General features: G+C 67.0%; 25 protein-coding genes. 7 read left to right on the plus strand and 18 right to left on the minus strand.

Annotation, left to right across the window (positions count from 1 at the left end):
- Both ARC23_RS08465 and ARC23_RS08470 read right to left on the minus strand, forming a co-directional pair.
- Positions 1-696, minus strand: a complete 696-nt coding sequence (locus ARC23_RS08465; RefSeq protein ID WP_010484399.1) for an OmpA family lipoprotein — start codon at positions 694-696, stop codon at positions 1-3.
- Positions 697-835: 139 nt separating this feature from the next.
- Complete coding sequence (locus ARC23_RS08470; protein WP_057496896.1) at positions 836-2,251, minus strand: cryptochrome/photolyase family protein; 1,416 nt, start codon at positions 2,249-2,251, stop codon at positions 836-838.
- A 29-nt stretch (positions 2,252-2,280) separates the two neighbouring features.
- On the opposite strand from ARC23_RS08470, the gene ARC23_RS08475 reads away from it, so the two are divergent.
- The gene (locus ARC23_RS08475; protein ID WP_238985218.1) at positions 2,281-2,946 is read left to right on the plus strand and encodes a hypothetical protein; all 666 of its coding nucleotides are present in this window, start codon (positions 2,281-2,283) and stop codon (positions 2,944-2,946) included.
- 19 nt (positions 2,947-2,965) lie between these two features.
- Here the strand turns inward: ARC23_RS08475 and ARC23_RS08480 are convergent, their stop codons facing one another.
- The 4 genes from ARC23_RS08480 to ARC23_RS08495 are packed head-to-tail and all read right to left on the minus strand — an operon-like array spanning position 2,966 to position 8,631.
- Positions 2,966-3,580 (minus strand): inorganic diphosphatase, encoded by a 615-nt coding sequence (locus ARC23_RS08480; RefSeq protein ID WP_057496848.1) that lies wholly within the window; start codon positions 3,578-3,580, stop codon positions 2,966-2,968.
- 10 nt (positions 3,581-3,590) lie between these two features.
- Positions 3,591-4,958, minus strand: a complete 1,368-nt coding sequence (locus tag ARC23_RS08485; protein WP_057496849.1) for a purple acid phosphatase family protein — start codon at positions 4,956-4,958, stop codon at positions 3,591-3,593.
- Entirely contained in the window at positions 4,955-6,070 is a 1,116-nt protein-coding gene (locus tag ARC23_RS08490) for an NHL repeat-containing protein (protein WP_057496850.1), read from the minus strand. Before ARC23_RS08490 ends, ARC23_RS08485 begins: the two co-directional genes overlap by 4 nt.
- Complete coding sequence (locus ARC23_RS08495; RefSeq protein WP_057496851.1) at positions 6,070-8,631, minus strand: TonB-dependent receptor; 2,562 nt, start codon at positions 8,629-8,631, stop codon at positions 6,070-6,072. The genes ARC23_RS08490 and ARC23_RS08495 overlap by 1 nt, the downstream gene beginning before the upstream one ends.
- 170 nt (positions 8,632-8,801) lie before the next feature.
- Here ARC23_RS08495 and upp point away from each other — a divergent pair, with 170 nt between their 5' ends.
- Positions 8,802-9,434, plus strand: coding sequence for a uracil phosphoribosyltransferase (gene upp, locus ARC23_RS08500; protein WP_005409099.1), 633 nt, complete (start codon positions 8,802-8,804; stop codon positions 9,432-9,434).
- 112 nt (positions 9,435-9,546) lie between these two features.
- On the opposite strand, the gene ARC23_RS08505 is transcribed toward upp, so the two are convergent.
- Entirely contained in the window at positions 9,547-10,026 is a 480-nt protein-coding gene (locus ARC23_RS08505) for an SRPBCC family protein (protein WP_057496852.1), read from the minus strand.
- Positions 9,998-10,432 (minus strand): ArsR/SmtB family transcription factor, encoded by a 435-nt coding sequence (locus ARC23_RS08510; RefSeq protein WP_238985219.1) that lies wholly within the window; start codon positions 10,430-10,432, stop codon positions 9,998-10,000. Before ARC23_RS08510 ends, ARC23_RS08505 begins: the two co-directional genes overlap by 29 nt.
- A gap of 60 nt (positions 10,433-10,492) precedes the next feature.
- Here ARC23_RS08510 and ARC23_RS08515 point away from each other — a divergent pair, with 60 nt between their 5' ends.
- Positions 10,493-10,786 carry a PsiF family protein gene (locus tag ARC23_RS08515; protein ID WP_057496854.1) on the plus strand — a complete coding sequence of 98 codons (294 nt, stop codon included), beginning with the start codon at positions 10,493-10,495 and terminating at the stop codon, positions 10,784-10,786.
- A gap of 96 nt (positions 10,787-10,882) precedes the next feature.
- Here the strand turns inward: ARC23_RS08515 and ARC23_RS08520 are convergent, their stop codons facing one another.
- The 6 genes from ARC23_RS08520 to rsmD form a co-directional block, all read right to left on the minus strand.
- Complete coding sequence (locus ARC23_RS08520) at positions 10,883-11,770, minus strand: MBL fold metallo-hydrolase (protein WP_057496855.1); 888 nt, start codon at positions 11,768-11,770, stop codon at positions 10,883-10,885.
- Positions 11,771-11,888: 118 nt separating this feature from the next.
- Positions 11,889-13,619, minus strand: coding sequence for a gamma-glutamyltransferase (gene ggt, locus ARC23_RS08525; RefSeq protein ID WP_057496856.1), 1,731 nt, complete (start codon positions 13,617-13,619; stop codon positions 11,889-11,891).
- Positions 13,616-13,897, minus strand: a complete 282-nt coding sequence (locus ARC23_RS08530) for a YfhL family 4Fe-4S dicluster ferredoxin (protein ID WP_057496857.1) — start codon at positions 13,895-13,897, stop codon at positions 13,616-13,618. Before ARC23_RS08530 ends, ggt begins: the two co-directional genes overlap by 4 nt.
- Before the next feature lie 132 nt (positions 13,898-14,029).
- Entirely contained in the window at positions 14,030-14,521 is a 492-nt protein-coding gene (locus tag ARC23_RS08535; RefSeq protein WP_004153167.1) for a hypothetical protein, read from the minus strand.
- Between the two features lie 59 nt (positions 14,522-14,580).
- Complete coding sequence (gene coaD, locus ARC23_RS08540) at positions 14,581-15,090, minus strand: pantetheine-phosphate adenylyltransferase (RefSeq protein WP_049413313.1); 510 nt, start codon at positions 15,088-15,090, stop codon at positions 14,581-14,583.
- A gap of 26 nt (positions 15,091-15,116) precedes the next feature.
- Positions 15,117-15,701, minus strand: a complete 585-nt coding sequence (rsmD, locus tag ARC23_RS08545) for a 16S rRNA (guanine(966)-N(2))-methyltransferase RsmD (protein WP_341271524.1) — start codon at positions 15,699-15,701, stop codon at positions 15,117-15,119.
- 600 nt (positions 15,702-16,301) lie between these two features.
- Here rsmD and htpG point away from each other — a divergent pair.
- Positions 16,302-18,194, plus strand: a complete 1,893-nt coding sequence (gene htpG / locus ARC23_RS08550; protein WP_057496859.1) for a molecular chaperone HtpG — start codon at positions 16,302-16,304, stop codon at positions 18,192-18,194.
- Between the two features lie 142 nt (positions 18,195-18,336).
- On the opposite strand, the gene ARC23_RS08555 is transcribed toward htpG, so the two are convergent.
- On the minus strand, positions 18,337-18,636 hold the full coding sequence (locus ARC23_RS08555; protein ID WP_057496860.1) for a flagellar basal body rod protein FlgC: 300 nt from the start codon (positions 18,634-18,636) through the stop codon (positions 18,337-18,339).
- A 129-nt stretch (positions 18,637-18,765) separates the two neighbouring features.
- Between ARC23_RS08555 and ftsY the strand changes: the two genes are divergently transcribed.
- The 3 genes from ftsY (at position 18,766) to ARC23_RS08570 (ending at position 21,534) form a co-directional block, all read left to right on the plus strand.
- Positions 18,766-20,052: a signal recognition particle-docking protein FtsY gene (gene ftsY / locus ARC23_RS08560; RefSeq protein WP_057496861.1), complete on the plus strand. Its 1,287-nt coding sequence runs from the start codon at positions 18,766-18,768 to the stop codon at positions 20,050-20,052.
- 82 nt (positions 20,053-20,134) lie between these two features.
- Entirely contained in the window at positions 20,135-21,259 is a 1,125-nt protein-coding gene (mutY, locus tag ARC23_RS08565; RefSeq protein ID WP_057496862.1) for an A/G-specific adenine glycosylase, read from the plus strand.
- Between the two features lie 5 nt (positions 21,260-21,264).
- On the plus strand, positions 21,265-21,534 hold the full coding sequence (locus tag ARC23_RS08570; protein WP_057496863.1) for an oxidative damage protection protein: 270 nt from the start codon (positions 21,265-21,267) through the stop codon (positions 21,532-21,534).
- Between the two features lie 74 nt (positions 21,535-21,608).
- Here the strand turns inward: ARC23_RS08570 and ARC23_RS08575 are convergent, their stop codons facing one another.
- From ARC23_RS08575 to ARC23_RS08585, 3 genes are all read right to left on the minus strand, one after another.
- A complete protein-coding gene (locus ARC23_RS08575; RefSeq protein WP_057496864.1) occupies positions 21,609-22,058 on the minus strand; it encodes a DUF6491 family protein in 450 nt (149 codons plus the stop codon).
- Between the two features lie 220 nt (positions 22,059-22,278).
- Positions 22,279-22,992, minus strand: a complete 714-nt coding sequence (lolD, locus tag ARC23_RS08580) for a lipoprotein-releasing ABC transporter ATP-binding protein LolD (RefSeq protein ID WP_014036806.1) — start codon at positions 22,990-22,992, stop codon at positions 22,279-22,281.
- Positions 22,985-24,226 (minus strand): lipoprotein-releasing ABC transporter permease subunit, encoded by a 1,242-nt coding sequence (locus ARC23_RS08585; protein ID WP_057496865.1) that lies wholly within the window; start codon positions 24,224-24,226, stop codon positions 22,985-22,987. Before ARC23_RS08585 ends, lolD begins: the two co-directional genes overlap by 8 nt.
- Between the last annotated feature and the right edge of the window lies 1 nt (position 24,227).

Genomic DNA, 24,227 nt, shown 5'->3' on the forward strand with positions numbered 1-24,227 from the left:
TTATTGCTTGAGCGGAATCACCCGAATCTCGACGCGGCGGTTCTTGGCCCGGCCGGCATCGGTGCTGTTGTCGGCAATCGGGTAGGACTTGCCGGCGCCCAGCGTTTCGATACGCACGCTCTGCACGCCCTGGCCGATCAGGTACTGCGCCACCGAGTCGGCACGTTCCTTGGACAGGCGGTTGTTGACCGCATCGCTGCCGATGCTGTCGGTATGGCCGACCACTTCGATCATGGTCTGGTTGTAATCACGCAGGGTGCCTGCCACGCCGTTCAGCGAGCCATAGAACTGCGGCTTCAGCGTCGACTTGCCGAAGTCGAAGGTGATGCCGTCCGGCAGGTTCAGCATGATGTTGTCACCCTGGCGCTGCACATCGATGCCGGTGTTGGCAGTGCGCTCACGCAGCGCGCGTTCCTGGCGGTCCTGGTACTGGCCGACGGCGGCGCCGCTGAGTGCGCCGATACCGGCACCGATCAGCGCGTGCTGGCGACGCTCGGTGGCGCTGTCGCCGGTCAACAGGCCGGCTGCCACGCCGATGGCGGTACCGATCAGGGCGTTGCGACCGGTGCGGTTCTGCTGCTCGGTCGGGTTGCCGTACTGGTCGCTCTGTACGTAGGAGCCGCCGGTGGCGCAGGCCGACAGGACGGCCGCACTCATCAGGGCCAGTGCGACGTTGCGGGTGGTGTTACGGATCATGAGGTTCTCCTTGGTTTCCGGTCGGCCGGCGGCCTGCGGGCGCAAAGAGAATAAACAGCCCGATGCGATGCCGGAATGATGATCGGGCACGCCGACAGGGCCGCGTTCAGCTAACTGACCAGGCCGCTCAGGTCGTCCTTTACCCTGCCCCCGACTGGCGGTAAGCCGCCAACGCGGCGTCGCGGCCCGCAGCCAGATCCACCAGTGGCGTGCGTGGATAGTCCGGCGCGTGTGCCGCCAGCAGCAACGGATGCTGCCAGGGAGCGAAGCGCGCCTTCACCGGCAGCGCCGCCAGTTCGGGCACCCAGCGGCTGATGTAGCGGGCCTGCGGGTCGAACTTCTCGGCCTGGGTGACCGGGTTGAACACACGGAAATACGGTGCGGCGTCGGCACCGGTTCCCGCCACCCACTGCCAGCCCATGGTGTTGTTGGCCAGGTCGGCGTCGACCAGGGTGTCCCAGAACCAGCGTGCGCCATGCAGCCAGTGCGCGCGCAGGTGCTTGCACAGATAGCTGGCCACGATCATCCGCACCCGGTTGTGCATGTAGCCGGTGTGCCACAGCTCGCGCAGGCCGGCATCGACGATCGGCACGCCGGTGTTGCCGCGTTGCCAGTCGTGCAGTTGCGCGTCACTCGGTGTGGCCCACGGGAAACGGTCAAAGCGCGGGTTGAGGTTGTCGGTCGGCGTTTTCGGGAAGTGATGCAGCAGGTGGTAGGCGAAATCACGCCAGCCGAGCTGGCGCAGGTAGCCGTCGATGTCGGCGTCGGTACCGGCACTGCGCAGGCCTTCCAGCGCATGGGCAATGCGCCACGGCGCGATCTCGCCGAAATGCAGGTGCGGCGACAGCCGCGAGGTACCCACGCGATCCGGCAGGTCGCGCTGCTGGCGATAACCGCGTAGCGCGCCGTCCTCGAACACGGACAGCGCCTCCAGCGCACCGGCTTCGCCCGGCCGCCAGTGCTCCCAGAAGCCGGTGTCCCAGTCCAGCGTCGGTGCCAGCTGGAGATCATCCAGTGCGAGGCTGTCCACCGTGTGCGCCGCCAGTGCCTTCGGTGCGGCCTGCAAGGCGGGCAGGCGCCAATGACTGAGTACGTTGCGCCAGTACGGGGTGAATACCTTGTACGGCTGCCCCTGCTGGGTCGCGACGTCCCAGGGCTCGAACAACAGGCTGCCATTGCAGCTCTGCGCGTCGATGCCCTGTTCGCGCAGCGTGCGCTTGATGCTGGCGTCGCGTGGTTGGGTGGCCGGTTCGTACTTGCGGTTCCAGTACACCGCGTCGGCGCCGGTCTGCTCGATCAGCGCCTGCAGGGTCGGCAGGCTGTCGCCACTGCGCAGCACCAGCGAAGAGCCACGTGCGCGCAGGTCGGCATCCAGCGCCGCCAGAGATCGGTGGCGCCACGCATCGGAGGCCGCACCCGGTGCCCACTCGCCTTCCTCATGCGGCGCATGGATGTAGGCCGGTACCACCTCATGGCCGGCATCGAGCGCGGCCTGCAGGGCCGGATTGTCCTGCAGCCGCAGATCGCGGCGGAACCACACCAACGCTACCGACACGTGCATCGCCTTCGTTCTGGACGGCGCACATGATAGCCAGCGGCGGTGAAGGCATTGCACGCGGCGCGCGTCTGCTAGGCTGCCGGACCCGCTATTGGAACACCCGCGCCATGGATGAGCTGCACGCTCCCTTCGCCCGCTTCGGCCTGCTGCAGGCCCAGGATGAACGTGACTGGGACGGCCCGTTCCCGCTGCCATCGGTGCTGGCGCGCTTCTACGCGCAGGTCGGGCCACTGGGGCGCGAGATCAACGCCAGGGTTGGCCATGCCGGCATCACCATCCCCGGGCTCGAGGTGTGGGTGCCACCGCTGCGACGCCTGTGGAGCCATCAGGCCGGCTATCGATGGCATGGCGTCAGCGGCGAGGCGATCAAGGACTGGCCCGCCAACTGGCTGGTGGTGGCCGATCTCGGCGCCGATCCTTTCATCCTCGACGTGAACGATGGCCGCGTGCTGTTCGCACGCCATGGCGGCGGACGATGGGAGGAGGACACACTCGTCGACGACCTGCCGACCCTGATGGCCATTCTGGCCGCGGCCGGCACCGTGTATCTGCAAGCCGGAGATGATCTCTACAACGACGACGACGAAGGCGGAATCCGCGCCGAGCACCAGGAGGCAGCCGTACAGGCGGTGGCCCGGGTACTGGGCGACCGCCTGCAGGCCGAGTCATTCATCGAGACGCTGCTGGCCTGAATCCACGCAGGGCGTGGATCTACCGGTTGAAGCGCTGCATCGCCTCGCTGATCAGCGCGCGTGCCTCGGCCGCATTGCCCCAGCCGTTGAGCTGCACCGGGTTGCGTCCGGCCGGCAGGTCCTTGTAGACGCGGAAGAACGCCTCGATACGCTGCCGTTCGATCGCCGGCAGATCGGCCAGATCGTGGATGCCGGCGTAGCTCGGATCCACCTTGTCAGTCGGCACGCCGATGATCTTCTCGTCGTGCTCGCCGCCGTCGATCATCTTCAGATAGCCGATCGGCCGGAAGCGCACGATCACGCCCGGATGCAGGGGCTCGCGGGTCAGCACCAGCGCATCCAGCGGATCGTTGTCACCGGCCAGGGTACGCGGCATCGAACCGTAGTTGGCCGGATAGGCCACCGGCATCGACTGGAAACGGTCCACATGGACCAGGCCGTCTTCCTTGATCTCGTACTTGGTGAAGCTGCCGGCCGGAATCTCCACCGCCAGATTCACCTCCTGCGGCGCCTGCGCCGGCTGGGCGACCAGGAACGGATGCAGCACGGTACCGGCGGCGGTCACCGCACTGGCCAGCAACAGCATTGCGGTACCCACGGCGGCGAGCGGAAGGATGCGGCGGGGCGTCGTCATCGGCATCTCCTCATTCCCAGCAGCGGTCGGCGCGACCCTTGGCGGTCTGCGCGCGTGGGCAGTCGCGTGGCGTGATGCGGCCTTCTGTCAGCTCCGTGCGCTGCTTGCCACCGTTGGCATCACGGCGCAGTTCGAAAGCATCGTAGAGACGGCCGGTCACGGTGCGTGCTTCATAGCGCAGGTGCTGCGGATCGATATGCAGCACCTGGAACAGCTGGGTGTCCTCGGCCACCGGATCCATCGTCCTGCGCGCTTCGTCGGAAAGGCGGTACTGCTTCGGCCCGGCGACGGTCACCACGTACTGCGGCGTCGCAGCCTGCCCTTCACCCCGGCGACCGTAGGTGTGGTCGTGGCCCTGCAGCACCAGATCCACCTTGTGGCGGCGCACCACCGGCAGCAGCACGTCGCGCAGTGCTGCGTTCTCACGCCCTTCGCGCGGCGAGTAGAACGGCTGGTGCAGCAGCACGATGGTCCACGGCTGCCGGTTGCCGGCCAGCACCTTGTCCAGCCACTGTGCCTGTGCCTTGGCGGTGCCCAGGTCCAGTGCGGACGTGCCATCGACCACGGCCACACGCACGCCCTGCGCATCGAACCAGTAACTGGTCTGCTGCGCTGCGGCGGCGCCATTGCCTGGCAACGCGAACGTCACCGGCCAATGCCGGCCCAGTACGCGGCGTTCCTGCGGAGTGTCCTCGAACTCCTCGAAATACTCGTGGTTGCCGATGGCCGGCGCCACCAGCGTTTCCTGCGCCAGCCAGCTGGTAGCAGCAAACCACTCGCCCCACTCGCTGTCGTCCATGTTGTCGCCGCCGCTGACCAGATCGCCCGCGAACAGGCTCATGCGCGCCTGCGGTGCTGCCTTCTGCGCGGCACGCACGATCCGGCTGACATGGCTGACGTTCTTGTTCTGGGTGTCGCCGAAGTACAACAGGGTCAGCGGCTGGTCGGGCGCAGCCAGCGTGTGCAGCTGATTCCAGGCGCTCCAGCTGCCATTGCCCTGCACGCGGTAGACATACCGGGTATCCGGCTGCAGGCCGTAGATGTCGGCGCGGTGGTGGTGCGACAGGCCATTCTCGGTCTGCAGCGTGCGGGTTGTGGCGCGCACCTGGCGGATGCCCTCGATGGCCGGTGAATCACCGGCCAGGGCAATTTCCAGCCAAGGCGCCTGCACACTGCCATCGGTGCGCCACGCCACCGCGAAACCGTGGCTGGGATCGGCTGCGGGCGAGGCGACGATACGGTCCGGCACCGCTGTTGCCGCGTAGTGGCGACTGCCCGCCGGCACCTGGGTATTCGGTTCGGCCGCCGCGAACGACAGCCACGGCAAGGCCAGCAGCAGGCCCAACGCCAGCGTGCGCGTCACGCAACGCCGGCTCATGCGCCGCACTCCAGCGGCAACGCCAGCTGCTTGGCGATGCTCTCCCAGTCGAAGGCCACCACGCCCTGGTCGTCATGCACCGCGTACAGCGCACCGTGCGGGAAGCGCGCGCTCGGCTGCTGCATCATCCAGATACCATCGGTGTTGGCCACGGTATTGCCCTGGAAGGCGCCCACTGGCTTCAACGTGTGGCGATCGAACAGGTGGAACACGCTGCGCTGCTTGCCCTGTTCGGTGGTGATCCACCAGCCATCCTTGCCGCAGGTACGCAGGGTCACGCCCTCGGCCTGCGCCTTGAACACATCGCGGCCGAACGTGGTGCCGGTGAAGCGGCCTGCCAGGGTATAGACCTTGAACTCGCTGGCGTAGCTCTCGTCTTCCTCGGCAATCAGCAGGCGATCATTCTCCGGATCGCCCCAGATCGACTCGACAACGCGCAGTGCACCGGCCGCGGTGGTGTCACCGATGCTGGCCACCAGCTTCGCCTCGACCTTTGCACCGTTGCGGGTCACGTGGTACTGGCGCACGCGCTTGTCCAGCTCGGCCAGCGGCGGCAGGATGTCACGCCCCTGCGCATCCTCGCCGTTGTCCCAGGAGTCTGTGACGTAGACGCTGTAGCCATCGGCACGGCGGTCGACCCACAGCCCGTACGGCTTGCGCAGGTCGTCCGCAGCGAAGGTCGCCAGTGGCGCGAAGTCCGGCAGGCTCAGCACCTGCACGCGGTGATTGTCGCGCTCCACGATCCAGAGCAGGTCGTCGGTCACCGCGATGCCGTTTGGGCGGTCGAACTGCCCCGGTGCGGTGCCGCTGCTGCCTACATCACGCAGGTGCTGGCCGGTGCTGCCGTCGTAGACCACCAGCTTGTCGGTCGCCTTGGCGGTGGCGATCAGCCACAGCGCGCCGTCCGGCGCGCGCCAGGCCGCCGGCGAGTCGATGTTGTCGGCCGGCGTCATCGGCGAAAGGAACGCCTCGGCGATGGTGGTCACCGTGCGCTCGCCGCTGGCCTTCGCTGGCGTCGCGGCCAGGGCAGGATCGTCGCCGGCGGACGGTGCGCAGCCGGCGGCTAGTGCAACGGCCAGCGCGGCGGCCAGGGCAGTGATGCCACGCGCCATCACAGTGCCACCTTCAGGCCGAGCGCATAGGTGCGGCCATATTCTTCCATCTGCAGGGTGCGCGAACGCGTGCCCTGGTACAGCTCCAGCGGCTTGTCCAGCAGGTTCTGCGCCTCGAAGTACATGCTCACCCGCGGGGTGAACTTGTAATCCAGCGAGAAATCGAGCTGGGTGTTGGGTGCAACATAGATGTCGAACGCGCGGCCCTTGCCGATGCTGTCCAGGTACTCGCTGCGGTATACCGCCGCCAGGCGCGTGCTCACACCGTACTTTTCATAGCCGATGTGTGCACTGTAGACATGCTTGGAGGCGCGCGGCAGTGTGAAATCCTCGCCTGCACGGTCCTTGATGCCGGCATCGAATTTGGTGTCCAGCCAGGTGCCACTGGCACCGACCAGCAGTCCATCCAGCCCGGAAGGCAGGAAGGCCAGCTGCTGCTGCCAGTTGAACTCGGCACCACGCACGGTGGCCTTGCGACCGTTGATCGGCTGGGTCACGTCGAAGCCGCCGTAAGCCGGGTCGTTGGTGCGCACGGTTTCCACGATGTAGCCGTCGATGGACTTGTGGAACAGGCCCAGCGAGACGATGCCGGTGCTTCCGATGTACTTCTCCACCGACAGGTCGATGTTCTTCGACTCGTACGGGTCCAGTTCCGGATTGCCCAGGCGCACTTCCTCGTCACCGCGGCTGCAGCCCACGCGCGGCGAGACGTCGCCGAATGACGGGCGCGATACGGTCTTGTTGGCCGAGGCGCGCAGCACCCAGTCGTCGGCGGCGTCATAACGCAGGTGCAGGCCCGGCAGCACGTTGGTATAGCTGCTGTTGGCCACGCGCGGGGTCACGCTGAAGCTGCGGCCGTTGGCTGCCACGTCCACCTGGTTGCCAACCGCCTTGAACTGGGTGTTTTCCACGCGCACGCCACCAATGATACGCAGCGCACCCACGTCCCAGGTACCCATCGCGTAGCTTGCAAAGATGTCTTCGCTGGCAACGTAGTCCTCTTCCAGCGATGTCATCGCGTTGCCGCCAACGTCCTGCGGGCGGGCGCTGTACTGGCCACCGTTGGCGGCCCAGAAGGCGCGCATCGCGGCCGAATCCATGCCGTCACCCAGGTTGCCGTGGCGGTGTTCGGGCGAGGAGGTGCTCCAGCTCGACAGCGCCACCTTCGGGCCGACGCGCAGTTCGCGCTCGTCCACATTCACGTCGCGGTCGCGCCAGCGTCCCAGCAGGCCGAACTTGATGCTGCTGCTGTCACCGTCGAAGCGTACGTTGACCTGCGCGCTGTGCTCCTTGTCGTTCACCTGCTTGGGCGAGAGCACGAAGCGGTCGAACGCATAGTTGCTGTTGTCCAGCCACTGCGGGTTGTCGAAGCTGTAGCTGGGCAGGCGGCTGCGCTGGTCAAGCGTGCCGTTGAAGGCCTTGCCGTTGAGCTTGAAGCGCGCCTCCATCTCGTCGTTCACCCGCTCCTCGGTGCGGGTGTAGCCGATCCGGTAATCGACCACCGCGTTGGTCAGCTTGTTCTCGCCACCGAGACTGGCCGCGAAGGTGTTTTCCTTCTTGGTGCGGTAGCGCATGCGCTTGTCGATCGAATCCTTCGGCATGCCATCCAGGCGGTACTGGTCGGTACCGGTCTGCACCATCTTCGCGTCGTCGAAGTTGAAGATCACGCGCTGGCGGGTCTCCGCATCGTCGAACTGGCTGTAGAGCGTGCGCAGGTAGTACTTGCTGTCGTCGTTCGGCCGCCAGTCGAGGTTGAGGTTGGCGCCGATGCGCTTGCGCTCGATCTCGTACTTGCGGTGCTGCAGATTGATCGCGGTGACATCACCGGGTGCGGCGTCATCCTCGCCGTCGTACTCCACTTCGGTGTTGTCGGACTCGAACGTGCGCTTCTGGTAGTTCACGCCCAGCGCCACGCCGAAGGTGTCGTTGAACACTTCGCTGTAGTTGAAGGCGGCCTTGGGGCTGGTCTCGCCGGACAGCTGCTGGTGGCTGCCTTCGATCTTGCCGCGCAGGCTGCGGCCGTCGCGGTCGAAGGCCGAGGCCGACTCCACCAGCACGGCACCACCGATAGCATCGCCGGGCATGTCCGGGGTCGGCGACTTGACCACGCGCAGGCGCTCGGTGGAATCGGACGGGATCACATCCAACGGAGCGGCGCGACTGGAATCCTCGGGCGTGCCCACGGCAATGCCATCCACGCTGACGCTGTTGAGATTGGCATCCAGGCCACGGATCACCACGAAGCGGCCCTCGCCCTGGTCGCGGGTCACGCTGATGCCCGGCAGGCGCTGCAGCGATTCGGCCACGTTCTTGTCGGGGTACTGTCCCAGTGCATCGGAGGATACGGCGTCCTCGATGGCGTCGCCGCTGCGCTTGAGGTCGACCGCGCGGATCTGCGATTCGAGCTGGGCGCGTACTTCGATGCGGTCCAGGTCGACCGCGTCAGCGGCCACCGCGCCGGTGGCGGCGACCGCCTGCTGCCCGGCGGCCTGCAGCGGTGCCGCGGCGCCGATTGCCAGGGTCAGGGTGATGGCAACGGCCAACGGAGTCTTGATATGCACTGGGAATCCCCATTCCTGTTAAGAATGGGTCTGCACGGTATGTCCGCAAGGTTGCATGGCCGTGACACGTGCCTGCACATTTCATGTACGACGGCAGCGGGCCCGGTTTGGGGTTGGGCACCCCAATCCGGCAAAATGGCGTCCTCTCTCCTGATTCCCCTTCCCCGACCATGAAGATCGTCGAAGTGCGCCACCCGCTGGTGCAGCACAAGATCGGCCTGATGCGCAACGCTGCGCTCAGCACCAAGGATTTCCGCGAACTGGCCAACGAGCTGGGCACCCTGCTGGCCTACGAGGCCACCGCCGACCTGGACACCGAGCCGCACACCCTGCCCGGCTGGGCCGGTCCGGTCACGGTGCAGCGCATCGCGGGCGCCAAGATCACCGTGGTGCCGATCCTGCGCGCGGGCCTGGGCATGCTCAGTGGCGTGCTCTCGCTGATCCCGGCCGCCCGTGTCAGCGTGGTGGGCCTGCAGCGCGATGAGGAAACCCTGCAGCCGGTGCCCTACTTCGAGCGCCTGACCGGCCGCCTGGAAGAGCGCGACGCGCTGATCCTGGACCCGATGCTGGCCACCGGCGGCACCCTGATCGCCACCATCGACATGCTCAAGCGTGCCGGCGCCCGCCGCATCAAGGGCATCTTCCTGGTGGCCGCGCCGGAAGGCATCGAGGCGGTCAAGGCCGTGCACCCGGACGTGGAGATCTACACCGCGGCCATCGATGCCCAGCTCAACGACAAGGGCTACATCCTGCCGGGCCTGGGCGATGCCGGCGACCGCATCTTCGGTACCCGCGTCGGCTGATCCGGCGAACAGGGGTCAGAGCCCTTTCTGCGAAAGGGATCTGACCCCAACATCGCGGGGGTCGGATCCCTTTCGCAGAAAGGGCTCTGACCCCACCACCCCGCATTCCGGCCTACAGGCCGGCCGCGAACGCTTCCAGCTGGCCGATGGCGGTGTTCCAGCCATCGAAGAAGCCCAGCTGCTCATGCTGTTCACGCAGGGCCCTGTCCGGGTGCATCACCCGTGCGGTGTAACGGCAGCCCTGGCCCTCGTCCTCCAGCGTGATGATGGCGGTGAAGCCCAGCCACGGTGCCTGCGGCCGCCAGCCCGCGCCCAGCATCGAGGTGAACACCAGGCGCTGCTGCGGCACGATCTCCAGGAAGCTGCCCGGGTTGTCACTGCTGCCGCCGTCAGGGCCCTGCATGAAGGTGTGGAAGGCCCCGCCCGGGCGCAGGTCGAACGCTCGCACCTCGGTGGTCCACGGCTTCGGGCACCACCACTGGCGCAGCAGTTCCGGATCGGTCCAGGCCCGCCACAGGGCGGCACGCGGTGCATTCAGCACGCGGCTGATGACCAAGTCGGTGTCAGGGTTGTTGCCTGCGTCTACGGCCATGGGCCTGCTCCTGTTGGTGAAGGGTTTCGACGAAATTGACCATGCGGTCGGCACGCGCTTCCCATGCGGCACGCTGCCCGGCCAGCCATTGCTCGGCCTGGGCCAACCGTTCCGGCACCAGTTCGCAGGTGCGCGTGCGCCCCTGCTTGTGGCTGCGCACCACGCCACTGCGCTCCAGCACGGCCAGATGTTTCATCAGCGAGGGCAAGGCCATGTCGAACGGCTCGGCCAAGCTGGACACCGTGCGCGGCCCCTGCCCCAGCGTGGCGACGATCGCGCATCGGGTGGGGTCGGCCAGTGCCTGGAACACGTCTTGGATGGCGGGATCATACTTACCCATATGGCTAAGTAATACGCCGATCTGAATGCCGCTGCAAGCAGGCGCGGCCGGGGCATGATTCTTCACGTGGTCTTGCTACCCGCAGGCCAATGCTCCGCGCACCCGCCACCGCTTGGAGTGCTGTCGATGAAAGCTTCTTTCCTGCTGGCCGCTGTCCTGTTGGTCAGCCTGCCCCTGGCGGCCAACGCCACCACGCCGCAGCAGCAGCGCATGGCCGAGTGCTCGGCCAAGAACAAGGGCTTGAAAGGTGACGCCTACAAGACGGCGCAGAGCTCCTGCCTCAGCGGCCACGCCGCCGATACCAAGGCCGCGACAACTCCGCAGGAACGCATGCGCAAGTGCAATGCCGACGCGGGTGCCAAGAAGCTGGCCGGTGATGCGCGCAAGACCTTCATGAGCAGCTGCCTGAAAGCGTCCTAATGGCAGCGACGTGAAGCCGAGCCCAAGCTCGGCTCAGGCATCGGTAACGTGCATGACCGTTCAGAGGAGCAGCCGAGCGCAGGCTCGGCTCTACCCTTACCCCAGCGCGCGGGCCTTCAGTTCACCCTGTTCGTGCAGGGTCACGAAACGTCCCTTGTCATCCCTGCCCAGTTGCGCCAACGCCACCTGCGGGTCGTGGGTGAAGAACAACCGCACGTTGCGCGCCAGCTTGTCTTCCAGGAACTGCCGCTTCTCGTCGATCAGCAGTTCGGCGTTGCGGTCGTAGCCCATGGTGATCGGTACGTGCACCCATGAGCGGCCGGGGATCAGGTCGGCGCAGAACACCACCCCGCCGTGCGCATCTTCGCCGGCGTGCGCGTGGCCGACGATCTCGGCCAGCATCAACCCCGGCGTGTGGCCATCGCTGTAGCTGAAGCGAACGCTGCGGCCGAGCGCCTTCGAGTACTCCCCCTCCACTACTTCCAAGCGGCCACTGGCCTGCAGCAGGCCGGGCAGCTCAGGAATGAAACTGGCCCGGTCGCGCGGATGCGGCTGCACGGCGCGCTGCCAATGCTGCGCACCGACCACATAAGTCGCATTGGGGAACAGCAGTTCCGGCTCACGCCCTTCGCTCCATGCCGCCAGCAGGCCACCGGCATGATCGAAGTGCAGGTGGCTGAGCACCACCACGTCGATATCCTCGTGCTCGAAGCCGGCTTCGCGCAGAGAATCGATCAGCACGTGCTGGCTTTCCTGCACGCCGTAGCGCTCGCGCATGCGCGGATCGAAGAACGCGCCGATACCGGTTTCAAACAGCACGGTCCTGCCTTCCAGCGGGCTGGCAAGCAGCGCACGGCAGGCCAGCTCGATGCGATTGAGCTCGTCCGGTGCCGCCCATTTTTCCCATAACGCGCGCGGCGCGTTGCCGAACATCGCGCCGCCATCGAGACGCTGCGAGTTTCCACGAATAGACCAGAGTTTCATGTGTCGATTATCGGCGCCGGCCCGTTAAATAATCGCTAGACGGCAACAGAAAACCCCGCCGGCAAAGGCGGGGTTTCAGTATCAACCGGATTGCCGGCCAGCAGCCGGCACGGCCGGATCAGCGTGCCGGCACAACCTGGGCGCTGCCCACCGGGTTGCGCGGGTCGCTGCCGCCGAACAGCCGGTTCGCCTTGCGATCCCATTCCACGGTCTGCAGGTTGCCCCACACATGGCTGGAACCGCGGCCGCCCGCGGCCACGTTGCCGGGCAGGTCGATCCTGTGGCCCATCGCCTGCAGCTGCTTCACCGTCGCCGCGTCGAACGCATCGTCCTCGGCTTCGATCAGGTCCGGCAGCCACTGGTGGTGGTAGCGCGGCAGCGCGGCAACCTGCTGCGCATCCAGTCCGTCGTCGTAGCCGAGGATGCCCAGCAGCACCATGGTGATGATGCGGCTGCCACCCGGGGTGCCCAGCACCACCACCTTGTCGGCGTTCTCCATGAAGGTCGGCGTCATCGAGCTGAGCATGCGCTTGCCCGCCTTCGGCGCATTGGCTTCATAGCCCATCACGCCGAACGCATTGGGCGTGCCCGGCTTCAGCGCGAAGTCGTCCATCTCGTTGTTCAGCAGCACGCCGGTGCCCTTGGGAATCAGCCCCGAGCCGTACAGCAGGTTGACGGTCTGGGTGGCGCCGACGCGGTTACCGTCGCGGTCGATGATCGAGAAATGCGTGGTCTCGTCGTCTTCCAGCGGCGTCGGGTTGCCCGACAGCAGGTCGCTGGGCGTGGCCTTCTCCGGATGGATGGTCGCGCGCAGGCCCTGTGCGTAGTCCTTGCTGGTCAACACCTTCTGCGGGATCTGCACGAAGTCCGGATCGCCGAGGAAGAACGTACGGTCGCGGTAGGCGCGGCGCATCGATTCCACCACCAGGTGGGTGCGGTGCGCCGGGTCCATCTGCTTGATGTCCCAGCCCTCCAGGATCTGCAGCATGCTGGCCAGCGCGATGCCACCGGACGACGGCGGCGGCGCGGTGGTGATCTTCCAGCCGTTGTAGTGGAACACGATCGGCTCGCGCTGCTTGACCCGGTAACCGGCCAGTTCCTCGGCCGTCCACTTGCCACCCGCCTGCTTCACACCGTCCAGCAGCAGTTTGCCGGTCTGGCCCTTGTAGAAGCCGTCGAAGCCGCCGGTGGCCAGGCGCTCCAGCGTCTGCGCCAGTTCCGGCTGCTTGAACAGGTCACCGCTGGCGATCGGCCTGCCGTTGCGCAGATACACCTCGCGGGTACCGGGATAGCGCTCCATCACCTCACGGCGCGAGGCATAGCCCTTGGCCATGCGGTCGTACACCGGGAAACCTTCGCGCGCGATGCGGATCGCCGGCTGCAGCGAAGCCGACAACGGCAGCTTGCCGTGCCTGGCCGACAGCTCGACCAGGGCCGCCGGCAGGCCGGGAATACCCGCCGACCAAGCGCCGTTGACCGAACGGTCACGGTCGAGGTTGCCCTGCTTGTCGAGGAAGGCCTGCGGGGTTGCTGCGGCCGGTGCGGTCTCGCGCGCGTCCAGCATCACGTCCTTGCCGGTGGCTGCGTCATGCAGCAGGAAGAAGCCGCCGCCGCCGAGGCCGGAGCTGATCGGCTCGACCACCGCCAGCGTGGACGAGACCGCCACCGCGGCGTCGAAGGCGTTGCCGCCCTGCGCCAGGATGTCGATGCCCGCCTGGGTGGCCAGCGCATGGCCACTGGCGATGGCTGCGCCATCGGGGCGTTCGGCACGGGCCGTGCTGTCGGCCCAGGCGATCGGGCTCAGCAGCAGGCCAAGCAGCAACAGGGGACGGACGATCAGCGTCTTCATTCGGATGGGGGCTCCGCGTAGAGTTCGGGGTGATCGTGCTGCAGTTGGCGCAGCTTGGCCAGCAGCTGGTCCTGCGTTTCCACGATCTCCGGGTCCGGATCGATGCACTCGACCGGGCAGACGACCACGCACTGCGGTTCGTCGAAATGGCCCACGCATTCGGTGCAGCGGGCAGGGTCGATCACATAGATGGTTTCACCCATCGCAATGGCCTGGTTCGGGCAGGCCGGCTCGCATACGTCGCAATTGACGCAGAGCTCGTTGATTTTCAGCGACATGGCGATACTCCTCGCCCGCGCCTTGGGACAAAGGACCGGCCAGCGCGGGCGCGCGGGCCGGTCAGGTCATCAGCAGTGCCCTTGCGGGTCACCGCCCGGGCCATGCCGGAACATGGCCGCCATGGCTCGGTCTTACTTGGCTTCGACGAAAATGTACTCGGCACCGGTCGGCTGGATCGCAGCCTGCACGCGTGCGTTGTCGGCCGACTGGCCGATGAAGACGACGCGCACGCCCTTCATCGAATCCGGCGACACGTCCTTGAACACGGCCTGGATCATGTCAGCCATCTTGCCCGAGGCCGACGAACCGAAGGCCAGCATGTTGCCCGGCTGCACGCCACGGGCCACGGCCTGGGTCGCGCTCTCGGTCTGGCGCTCGTACTTGGCCTGGAAGTCCGGGTCCGATTCCGGCGAGAGGTAGTACAGGAACGGGCTGTTGGTGATGTTGCCCATGTTCTGGATCGCCACTTCCTGCAGGTACTTCTTCCAGCCTGCATCGTCATCCTTGGACGGAGCGACCAGGGCCTGCTTGGCTTCGTCGACCGGAGCGGCCTCTTCCTTCTTGCAGGCGGTGAAGGCCAGGGCCAACGAAGCGATCAGCATCGCGCGCATGGTGGTGTTCATGGGTTTCCTCCCGGAATGGTGCGTGGTGGTGTACGTAATGGGGTGCCGGTACTGCGGACTTACTGCTGTGCCGCCTTCGCTTCGCGGACCTTGCGCAGGGCTTCGAGCACCGCGGCCGGTACGAAACCGGACACGTCGCCGCCCAGGCGTGCGATCTCGCGGACCAGCGAGGACGAAATGAAGCTGTGCTGCTCGGCCGGGGTCAGGAACAGGGTCTCGACCTCGGGGATCAGGTGGCGGTTCATGCTGGCCATCTGGAACTCGTACTCGAAGTCGGACACCGCGCGCAGGCCGCGCAGCAGCACGCCGCCCTGGACCGAGCGTACGAAATGGGCCAGCAGCGTATCGAAGCCGATCACCTCGACGTTGCCGTGATGGCCCAGCGCGCCCCGCGCCAGCTGCACGCGCTGCTCCAGCGGCAGCGCCGGGCCCTTGGACGGGCTCTGCGCCACGCCCACCACGACCTTTTCGAACAGCGGCGCGGCCCGGCTCACAAGGTCGATGTGACCGTTGGTGATCGGGTCGAACGTGCCGGGGTAGACGGCAATGCGGCGGTTGGCCACGGTCATGGGCGGTAGCAGATGTTCAGATGAGGTCAAAGTGTAGCAGTGGCGCGGCGGTACAGGGCAAAGCGCACCTCGCGGGTGCCTCCCTCGCGGTGCAGCAGCCAGTCTGGCGGCAGCACCGGCACGTGGCCGGCCGGCGATTCCAGGTAGAGCCAGGCGTCGGCGGCCAGGTGCCGCGGCAGCTGGGCCAGCACGTCCTGCCACAGGCCATCGGCAAACGGTGGGTCGATGAAGACCAGGTCGGCCTGCTGCGCCTGCGCCCCTTGCAGCCAGCGCAGGGCATCGGCCTGCACGACGGTGATCTGGTCGGCGGCCTGCAGCTTGGCCACGGCCGCAGTCAGGTTGCGTCCCAGCTGCGCGTCGCGCTCGACCAGGGTGGCGTGGGCGGCACCACGCGAGACCGCCTCCAAGCCCAGTGCACCACTGCCAGCGAACAGGTCCAGCACCCGCGCGCCGCCCAGTTTGGGCATCAACCAGTTGAAAAGGGTCTCGCGCACGCGGTCACTGCTGGGCCGCAGCCCCGGCAGGGTCGGGACCGGCAGGCGGGTATTGCGCCAGCGACCGCCGATGATGCGGACCTGGCCGTCATTGCCGCCACGGCCGCTCATCGGCATCCCCGGCGGGGGTTGTTCGAGAAATTCAGCATGAGCGGGATTGTAGTTCGGCCGGGCGGCGCCCGGGGACGCGCCAACGCATGCGCGCTGTCGCTCCCACGCTTCGCTGCGCGAAACGCGGGCCCCACTTACCAGCTTCCATACCCCCGCCGCTTCGCGGCCGCCCCCTGACTCAGGGGGCTCTACCCCAGACGCGATCCGATGCTCGACATACAGGCGGGGTCAGATCCGTTTTCCACAGGAAAACGGATCTGACCCCATCTGATGTATCGATATCTGACAGATGTGTCGACCAAGGTCGACACCCACCAACAGCCGCGGGAACCTGTCAGAGGCGGGGCGGTGTGGGTTGGCAGGACCGTTGGCGCCATGGATGGCGCCATCGAGCCCCCATGGATGGGTTTACGGCGTGTCCTGCCAACCCACACCGCCCCGCCATCCCACGAAATGCACGCTGTTGCTGTTGCAGTTGCTGTTGCTCTGGCCTCTGCGGGTGCAGGGCGCAGCCCTGCCGACCAACCCCTTGATTTCGGGACAATCAGCCATACCCCTTGGCGAGGCCGCACGCGCTGGCGCGGCATTGCAAACGGAGCCTTATCGATGACCGAGACCACCCAGACCGAAACCCTTGGCTTCCAGACCGAAGTCAAGCAGCTGCTGCAGCTGATGATCCACTCGCTGTACTCCAACAAGGAAATCTTCCTGCGCGAGCTGGTCTCCAACGCCGCCGACGCCGCCGACAAGCTGCGCTTCGAGGCCCTGACCCAGCCGGCCCTGCTCGAAGGTGACAGCGAGCTGCGCGTGCGCGTCAGCTTCGACCCCGCCGCCCACACCATCACCATCGAAGACAACGGCATCGGCATGAGCCGCGCCGAGGCGATTGCCCATCTCGGCACGATCGCCAAGTCCGGCACCGGCGATTTCCTGCGCCAGCTGTCCGGCGACCAGAAGAAGGATTCGCAGCTGATCGGCCAGTTCGGCGTCGGCTTCTACAGCGCCTTCATCGTTGCCGACGAAGTGGAAGTGACCTCGCGCCGCGCCGGCCTGGCCGCTGGCGAAGGCGTGCGCTGGACCTCGCGTGGCGAAGGCGATTTCGAAGTGGCCACCGTCGACAAGGCCGAGCGCGGTACCCGCATCGTGCTGCATCTGAAGGACGGCGAGCACGACTTCGCCGACGGTTGGCGCCTGCGCAGCATCCTGAAGAAGTACTCCGACCACATCGGCCTGCCGATCCAGATGCCGAAGGAAGGTGGCGAAGAAGGCGCTGCCGCCGAATGGGAGACCGTCAACCGCGCCAGCGCGCTGTGGACCCGGCCGCGCACCGAGATCAGCGACGCCGAGTACACCGAGTTCTACAAGCACGTGGCGCACGACCACAGCGACCCGCTGGCATGGAGCCACAACAAGGTCGAAGGCAAGCTGGAATACACCTCGCTGCTGTACGTGCCGGGCCGCGCGCCGTTCGACCTGTACCACCGCGATGCGCCCAAGGGCCTGAAGCTGTACGTGCAGCGCGTGTTCGTGATGGACCAGGCCGAGCAGTTCCTGCCGCTGTACCTGCGCTTCATCAAGGGCGTGGTCGATTCCAACGACCTGTCGCTGAACGTCTCGCGCGAAATCCTGCAGTCCGGCCCGGTCATCGATTCGATGAAATCGGCGCTGACCAAGCGCTCGCTGGACATGCTGGAAAAGCTGGCCACCGACAAGCCCGAGCAGTACGCCACGTTCTGGAAGGAATTCGGCCAGGTGCTGAAGGAAGGCCCGGCCGAGGACTACAACAACCGCGAGAAGGTGGCCGGGCTGCTGCGCTTCGCCTCCACCCGTGGCGAGGGTGATGCGCAGACCGTGTCGCTGGCCGATTACATCGCCCGCATGGCCGAAGGCCAGGACAAGATCTATTACCTGACCGGCGAGAGCTACAGCCAGGTGCGCAACAGCCCGCACCTGGAAGTGTTCCGCAAGAAGGGCGTGGAAGTGCTGCTGCTGACCGACCGCATCGACGAGTGGCTGATGGGCTACCTGACCGATTTCGACGGCAAGGGCTTCGTCGATATCGCCCGTGGCGACCTCGACCTGGGCGCGCTGGAAAGCGAAGCGGACAAGCAGGAACAGGAAGCCGCCGCCAAGGAAAAGCAGGGCCTGGTCGAACGCCTGAAGACCGTACTGGGCGATGACGTGGCCGAAGTGCGCGTGTCGCACCGCCTGACCGACTCGCCGGCGGTGCTGGCCATCGGCGAGCAGGACCTGGGCCTGCAGATGCGCCAGATCCTGGAAGCCAGCGGGCAGAAGGTACCGGACAGCAAGCCGGTGCTGGAGATCAACCCCGGCCACCCGCTGATTGCCAAGCTGGATGCCGAAGCCGACGGTGCGCGCTTCGACGACCTGGGCCGGGTGCTGTTCGACCAGGCCGCGCTGGCCGCCGGTGACAGCCTGAAGGACCCGGGTGCCTATGTGGCGCGCCTGAACAAGCTGTTGCTGGAGCTGTCGGCCTGATCGACCAGGTGGAGGCCAACCCTGGTGACGCGCTTCTGTAGAGTCGAGCCATGCTCGACTGCTCCATGAGTGCCAACCAAGGTTGGCATTTATCGGGCGTCGCGCGTGCCAACCAGGGTTGGCCTCTACCAGGACGGGTTGTTCAGGCCTCGCGATCCAGCAGCGAGCCCAGCATCTGGTCCTGGCGGCGGATCACCGTGGCATTGGCGGCGAAGGCCACTACTTCGGCCTTGGCCGCCAGCAGATCGCCCAGCGGTGCGCCCGGATCGGGGTCGGTGGTGGTCACCGCCGTCGCCACCCCGCCCTGCTCGGCGGCACTGCGCTGTACCTGCAGGCGCCGGGCATCGGGGGTCGCCAGGTTGGCCACGTTGTGCGCGGCCACCTGCACGCCCTGCTGGGCCGCGCGCATGCCCCCCAGAGCGGTTCCCATCACGTTGTCCATGGCGGTCTCCAGGCTGCACGCCGCAGCCCTCCTGACCGGTTAACGGCCGGCACGCCGCGACCTTGAGTCCACATCGGCCCGACAGGCCCGAGTGGTAGCATATCCCCCTGATTTCAGCGCCTTTTGCCAATGCTCAGTTTTTTCCGCCGCAAGAAGCCCCAGGATGCCCCCGCAACGGAGGCGCCCAAGACCCAGCACTACTCGGCTGAAGAGCTGGCGGCGGCGTTCCCGTCGGCCGCACCGGTCGAAGACGCGCCCGCCGCACCAGTGGCCGAAGCCGTCGCACCTGCACCGGAACCGGCCCCCGTACCGGCGCCCGTCGCTGAAGCGCCCGCCGTACCGGCGGCTCAGCCGGTCAGTGCGAGCGAAGACGTGCAGGCCGAAGCGCTCGCCGCGGCCGCCGTGCTTGCCCCGCTGGCTCCAGTCGTTCCGGCCGAGGCGCCGGTCGCCCCGGCCGCCGATCTGCCGGTGCTGGTCGATGCCGCTCCGGCCCCGGCCGGCAAGCCCGGCTGGCGCGAACGCCTGCGCAACAGCGTCATCGCGCGCAGCTTTGGTGGCCTGTTCTCGCGCAACCCCAAGCTCGACGACGACCTGCTGGACGAGCTGGAGACCGCACTGATCACCGCCGACGTCGGCGTGGGTGCCACCACCGATCTGGTGGAGGGCCTGCGCAAGCGCATGAAGTCGCGCGAGTTCGCCGACGCCAATGCGCTGCTGGCCGCGTTGCGCGCCGAGCTGATCGCGATCCTGCAGCCAGTGGCCAAGCCGCTGCTGATCGACCGCAATGCCAAGCCGTTCGTGGTGCTCACCGTCGGCGTCAACGGCGTCGGCAAGACCACCACCATCGGCAAGCTGGCCAAGCGCTTCAAGGATGACGGCCACAGCCTGATGCTGGCCGCCGGCGATACCTTCCGTGCCGCCGCAGTGGCCCAGCTGCAGGCCTGGGGCGAGCGCAACGGCGTGGCCGTGGTCGCGCAGGGACAGAACGCCGATGCCGCATCGGTGGCGTACGACGCGCTGCAGGCCGGCAAGGCCCGTGGCACCTCGGTGCTGATCGCCGACACCGCCGGCCGCCTGCACACCCAGTCCGGCCTGATGAACGAGCTGGGCAAGATCCGCCGCGTACTCGGCAAGATCGATCCCACCGCGCCGCACGAAGTGCTGATGGTGATCGATGGCACTACCGGCCAGAACGCGCTGTCGCAGCTGCGCCAGTTCAATGCTGCGGTGAACGTGACCGGCCTGGTGGTGACCAAGCTGGACGGCACCGCCAAGGGCGGCGTGGTGTTCGCGCTGGCCCGCGAGTTCGGCATTCCGATCCGGTTCGCCGGTATCGGCGAGCGCCCGGAAGACCTGCGCGTGTTCGATCCGGAAGCCTTCGTCGACGCCCTGCTGCCCGAAGCACTGGGCGCCTGATACACCGCAGCCACGCATGGCGTGGCTCTACTGACATCTGGTAGAGCCGCTCCATGGCTGGCTGCCCAGCTCCGGAACGCCGATGCCCCGCCAGCCGCACGCCAGCGCCGGAACCACGCAGACCGACGGGTTCGTTACCCGCCTGCTGCCCTGGTTCGACGACCACGGCCGCCACGACCTGCCCTGGCAGCACCCGCGCAGCCCGTACCGGGTCTGGCTGTCGGAAATCATGCTGCAGCAGACCCAGGTGGCCACGGTCATCCCGTATTTCCAGCGGTTCCTGCAACACTTCCCGACCCTGCCCGACCTCGCCGCCGCCAGCAACGACGCGGTGATGGCACAGTGGGCCGGGCTCGGCTACTACGCCCGCGCACGCAACCTGCATGCCGCCGCAAAGCGCTGCGTGGAGCAGCACGGCGCTGACCTGCCGCGCGATTTCGACGCGCTGCATGCCCTGCCCGGCATCGGCCGCAGCACCGCCGGGGCGATCCTCAGCCAGGCCTGGAACGACCCGTTCGCGATCCTCGACGGCAACGTCAAGCGCGTGCTCAGCCGCTACCACGGCATCGATGGCTTCCCGGGCCTGCCGGCCATCGAGAAGCAGTTGTGGACGATCGCCGAGGCGCACGTGGCGCAGGTCCCGGCCGGGCGCATGGCCGACTACACCCAGGCGCAGATGGACCTGGGCGCGACCGTGTGCAGCCGCGCCAAACCGGCCTGCGTGATCTGCCCGCTGCAGGACAACTGCGTGGCACGCCGCGAAGGCCGCACCGCCGATCTGCCCACGCCCAGGCCGGGCAAGACCTTGCCCGAGCGCGAAGCGGTGGCCCTGCTGCTGCGTGACAACCAGCAGCGCGTGCTGCTGCAGAAGCGGCCGGACACCGGCATCTGGGCGCAGCTGTGGACGCTGCCGCAGGCCGAGGCCGGCAGCGAGCTGCAGGACTGGTTCGACGCGCATGTCGAAGGCTCGCTGGAAGACGCCGAAGAACTGCCGGTGCTGCAGCACACCTTCAGCCACTACAAGCTGCACCTGCAGGTATTGTCGCGGCAGGTGCACGGTCTGCGCGTGGAAGAACCCACGCTGCGCTGGGTGGCTGCCGATGAGCTGCCGGCGCTGGGCCTGCCGGCGCCGATCCGCAAGCTGCTCGATGGCGCCAGCATCAAGGCGCCGAAGCGCACGTCCAAGAAATCCCGCAACCACGAGTGAACGCCATGTCCCGAACCGTCTTCTGCCAGTACGAACAACGCGATGCCGAGGGCCTGGATTTCGTGCCCTATCCCGGCGAACTGGGCCAGCGCATCTTCAACAGCATCGGCAAGCAGGCCTGGGCTGCATGGCTGGCGCATCAGACCATGCTGATCAACGAGAACCGGCTGTCGCCACGCACGCCGCAGCATCGCGCGTTCCTGGAAGGCGAACTGGTCAAGTTCCTGTTCGAAAAGGATGCGGAAAAGCCGGCCGGCTTCACCCCGGAAGCCTGAGACGCAGGTAGTGCCGGCCACTGGCCGGCACCCTGGCGTCTGCGCGATGCCGGCCAGCGGCCGGCACTACCACGCTATTTCGTGTTTTCCTCGCGCTCCTGCACCTGCGCCTGGCGCAGCTCCTGCTCGGAGGCGCGTAGCGCCTTCACGTCCAGCTTGCGGATGCTGTCGATGAAGCAGGGCATGCGCGGGCCGCCGGCAGGGTCGCGCACCAGCACCTTGTCGAAACGCGCCGAAACACGATTCATCTGGCTGGTCAGGCCGATGGCGGTGGCATATGGCAGGTCCTGGCAGGGCCCTCTCAACTCCAGCAGGTAGGCCTCGCTGGGACGCGTCCATACCGCAAGCGCGCTGTCACCCAGCTCGGTCCAGCCATTGAGGGTGCCGAAGAACTGCATGTCGTTCTGCGGCGCGCCGGCGTGGGCACGGTACAGGTTGAGCTTCTCGGTGCTGCTGAGCCGGCCGGTGGTCGCACAGGCGGCCAGCGCCAGGCAGAGTCCGGCCATCAGGAGCGGGGTCTTCATGGCGATCTCCTCGGGGAACTATCGCCATCATGCGCTTGGGGCAGCAACGCCGGCGCGACGACCGGCAGCCCCATTCAGGCGCCGGTCGGCGGTCGACCAAGGTCGACCTCCACCAAAGCAGGCCCAAGGCTCCGGATTCCGCCAGCCGCCAACCTTGGTGGGCGCCTGCCCTGCAGGAACAGCCGACCAAGGTCGGCTTCTACCAAAGCGGGCCAGCGCCTCAGACGTCAGCGTGGGCCAGCGCGTGCAGGCGCCCTTCGCGCAGTTCCAGCACCCGGTCCAGGCGACGCGCCAGGCTGCGGTCGTGGGTGACCAGCACCAGGCTGGTGTGGCGGGCGCGGTTGAGTTCCAGCATCAGCTCGAACACGGTGCCAGCGGTGCGGTCATCCAGGTTGCCGGTCGGCTCGTCACCGAGCACGCAGGCCGGATGATTGACCAGCGCACGGGCCACAGCGGCGCGCTGGCGCTCACCACCGGACAGCTCGCCCGGCTTGTGGTCCAGGCGATGGCCGAGGCCGACCGCCTCCAGCAGCGTGGTGGCCCGGCTGCTCGCCTCGGCCACGGCGGTACCGGCCAGCAGCACCGGCATCATCACGTTTTCCAGCGCGGTGAACTCGGGCAGCAGATGGTGGAACTGGTAGACGAAGCCCAGCGCCTGGTTGCGCAGCAGGCCACGCGCGGTGTCCGACAGCGCCGACATGCGCTGGCCGGTCACGTAAACCTCACCTGCGGTCGGAATGTCCAGCCCACCCAGAAGGTGCAGCAGCGTGCTCTTGCCGGCACCGGAGGCACCGATGATCGCCACGGTTTCGCCGGCGGTCACGGTCAGGTCCAGGCCATCGAACACCGGGGTCTGCATGCGTCCTTCGGCGTAGGTCTTGCCCAGTGCCTCGGCACGGATCACTTCATCGCCGCGATTGAAGACCTTATTCATAACGCAGGGCCTCCGCCGGCTGGGTGCGTGCTGCCCGCCAGGCGGGATACAGGGTGGCCAGGAAGCTCATCAGCAGCGCGACCACGGTGATCGCCACCACGTCGCCGGTCTGCATGTCAGTCGGCAGGCCGGTGATGTAGTACACATCCTCCGGCAGCAGCTTGACGTTGAACACGCTCTCGATGGCGCCCAGGATGCGCTCCAGATTGAGGGTCAGGGTGATGCCGCCGATCAGGCCGGCCAGCGTGCCGAAGATGCCGATCAGCGAACCCTGCACCATGAACACCTGCATCACTCCGCCCGGGGTCAGGCCGAGGGTGCGAAGGATGGCGATGTCGGCCTGCTTGTCGGTCACCAGCATCACCTGCGAGGACACCAGGTTGAAGGCGCCCATGGCGATGATCAGCGACAGCAGGATGCCCATCACCACCTTCTCCATGCGCAGCGAGTGGTAGAGGTTGGCATTCTGCTGGGTCCAGTCACTCACCCGGTAGGCACCGCCGAGGCTCTGCGCCAGGTCCACGCCCACTTCCAGCGAGCGGTCCATGTCGTGAAGTTTCAACCGCACGCCGGTGGCACCGTCGCTGCGCAGCACGCGCTCGAGATCCTTCATGTTGGCAAAGCCGACCCCCCGGTCGACCTCGTTGTAGCCAGCCTCGAAGATGCCGCTGACGGTGAAGCGCTTCATCCGTGGTACCGCGCCGGCAGGCGTGCCCTGCACTTCGGCGAACGTCACCAGCACCTGGTCGCCCACGTCCACGCCGAGCCAGATCGCCAGCTCCTTGCCCAGCAGCAGGTTGAAGCTGCCCGGCTTGAGGCTGTCATAGCTGCCCTTGGTGACCTTCTTGTCGATCACCGAGACTTTCGGCTCCAGCGCCGGATCGATGCCCTGGATGATCGCGCCCTGCACACGCGGACCGCTGATCATCGACTGGATCTCGATGTACGGTGCGGCGCCGGCCACGCGTGGGTCCTTCCTGGCCACGTCGACCACCCGCATCCAGTCCGGCATCGGCTCGCCGTCGCGGCTGATGGTGGTGTGCGCGGTCATCTGCAGCAGGCGGCTGCGGATTTCCTTCTGGAAACCGCTCATCACCGCCAGGGTGGTGATCAGCACCGTAACGCCGAGCGCGATGCCCAGGATCGATGCCATCGAGATGAAGGAGATGAAGCCGTTGCGGCGCTTGGCACGCAAGTAGCGCAGGCCGATCGCCACGGGAATGGGTTTGAACATG

Source organism: Stenotrophomonas beteli (assembly GCF_001431665.1).
In the GTDB taxonomy this organism is placed as follows: domain Bacteria; phylum Pseudomonadota; class Gammaproteobacteria; order Xanthomonadales; family Xanthomonadaceae; genus Stenotrophomonas; species Stenotrophomonas beteli.